3 protein-coding genes are annotated in these 2,251 nt (G+C 58.6%); 1 reads left to right on the plus strand and 2 read right to left on the minus strand.

Going from position 1 to position 2,251, the window contains the following annotated elements; all coding sequences use genetic code 11:
- Together AAAB16_RS20115 and elbB are read right to left on the minus strand one after the other, a co-directional pair.
- A partial coding sequence (locus AAAB16_RS20115) for a GspH/FimT family pseudopilin (RefSeq protein ID WP_340664921.1) occupies positions 1 to 260 on the minus strand: 260 nt, incomplete at its 3' end.
- A gap of 68 nt (positions 261 to 328) precedes the next feature.
- On the minus strand, positions 329 to 994 hold the full coding sequence (gene elbB / locus AAAB16_RS20120) for an isoprenoid biosynthesis glyoxalase ElbB (RefSeq protein ID WP_340664922.1): 666 nt from the start codon (positions 992 to 994) through the stop codon (positions 329 to 331).
- A 261-nt stretch (positions 995 to 1,255) separates the two neighbouring features.
- On the opposite strand from elbB, the gene AAAB16_RS20125 reads away from it, so the two are divergent.
- The coding region (locus AAAB16_RS20125; RefSeq protein ID WP_340664923.1) for a sterol desaturase family protein at positions 1,256 to 2,251 on the plus strand (996 nt) is incomplete at its 3' end.

The raw sequence follows: 2,251 nt of genomic DNA on the forward strand, positions 1-2,251 counted from the left end.
ATCAGCCAGCCCAGCTCCCACGCATGGTCGCATTGTTCGCCGTTGCTGGAGCCGCACAGCTCGACACGCTGCATCAGGACAATGGCTTCACTGCGGGCGGCGTTGAGGTGGCTGAGCAGGCTGTGGCGTAGGTTGTCCTGACGATTGCTCTGCACGTGGCGGCTTAGGTTGGGCAGGGCCAAGCTGCTGATAATGACCAGCAGGCACAGGGTTATCAGCAGTTCGGCCAGGGTAAAACCCCGGGCAACGCGTGGTCGCATGGTTTACGTCCTTGTAAAAAATGGCCTTCCTGGCCAGTTCGCGGCGCCGCAGAAGCCTGCGGCGGTAATCAGTGGCTGGCGGCGCTTAGCTCCAGCACACGGTCTACCAACTTGTTAATACCCGAGGCGGCTTCGCTGATGGAGTTGGCCAGCATGTAGGCAGGGGTGGTGACCAGTTTGTGGTTCTCGTCTTCGACGATATCGTCCACTGCACAGTCTTCATGGTGCGCGCCCATTTCGCCGAGGGCGGCGGCGGTGTCGGCATCGTTGCCGATGGTGCAGATAACCCCGGGGCCAAAAATCTTCGCCGCCAGAGCAGGCGCAATGCAGATCAGGCCGATGGGTTTTTGCGCGGCCGCAAAGGCTTGGGCGAGGGCGAGCACTTCCGGCTGCACAGTAAGTTGTGCGCCATTCACGGCAAAGTCCGACAAGTTTTTCGCCGCACCGAAGCCGCCAGGTACGATCAAGGCGTCAAAGTCCTCGGCATTGGCTTCGCGCACATCAGCAATTTCGCCGCGGGCGATGCGTGCCGCTTCCACCAGCACGTTGCGTGTTTCGGGCATCTCTTCGCCAGTCAGGTGATTGATCACATGGTGCTGGGCGATGTTGGGGGCAAAGCACTTCACCTCGACGCCGCGCTGATCCAGGCGCAGCAGAGTGATCACGCTTTCGTAGATTTCTGCACCGTCATAGACGCCACAGCCGGAGAGGATTACAGCGACCTTTTTATGCATGGCGTTTCTCCACTACTCGATGGGCCGTAACTCGATGGGTTGGCTAGTAAGAGTTTGGACCGCAGTTTGCGCGAAAGCGCGTTATAAAAATGTCATGCACGCCTCTGGGGGCTGATTTCAGGCGTGTCTGTCGCTAAATGCCGCTCAGGCTGTCACCTGCTGTTGCGCTGTCTTTTGGGGCTGGGGGATAGCATCGCCACCTATAGTCCCTGCCCCTGAGCGGCCAATAGCTGGGCGGACAATAACAATGATGGGTGAGCCATGAATTACGTCCTCTACGCCGTGCCGTTTTTCTTTCTGCTGATTGCCTTGGAATTGCTCGCTGATCGTTGGCGCGGCGTCAGCACCTATCGCTTGGCGGATGCCATCAACAGCCTGAGTGCCGGGGTGTTGTCGACCACCGTGGGGCTGCTGACCAAGGTGGTCGGGGTGTTGACTTACACCTTTGCCTGGCAGCACTGGGGCATGCTTGAGCTCTCGGCCCAACACCTTTGGGTTTGGGTGTTTGCCTTTGTGTTCTACGACTTTTGCTACTACTGGAATCACCGCCTGGGCCATGAGCGCAATGTGCTGTGGGCGGCGCATTCGGTGCATCACCAGAGTGAGGAGTACAACCTTTCCACGGCGCTGCGCCAGACCAGCACCGGCTGGATTTTCGGCTGGATCTTTTACCTGCCCATGGCGCTGCTGGGCATCCCGCCGCTGGTATTTCTGACGGTGGCGGCGTTGAACCTGCTCTATCAGTTTTGGGTGCATACCCGGCATATCCCCAAGCTCGGCTGGTTTGAGTGGGTGTTTATCTCGCCGTCTAATCACCGCGTACACCATGCGCAAAACGCGGTGTATATGGACCGCAACTACGGTGGCGTTTTTATTATTTGGGACCGCCTGTTCGGCACCTTTCAGGAAGAGCTGGATGAGCAGCCGGTGGTGTTTGGGGTAACCACGCCGTTGGCCAGTTGGAACCCGCTGTGGGCGAATCTGCAGTTTTATGCGGTGTTGTGGCAGGACGCGGTGCGCGCCCAATCGTGGTGGGACAAGCTGCGTATCTGGTTTATGCGCACCGGCTGGCGGCCGGCGGATGTGGCCGGCAAGTATCCGCAGGCAAAAGCAGAGTTAAGTCTGTTTAAGAAATTCCACGTGCCATTGCGTCCAGCGCAGCAGTTGTATGCCGCGGTGCAATTTGTGCTGTACGTGGCAGCCGGCAGTTTTTTCCTGGCCAACGGCGAAACGCAAAGCGTGGCGGTATTGCTCGGC

It is taken from the genome of Pseudomonas sp. (assembly GCF_037994325.1).
Classification (GTDB): domain Bacteria; phylum Pseudomonadota; class Gammaproteobacteria; order Pseudomonadales; family Pseudomonadaceae; genus Aquipseudomonas.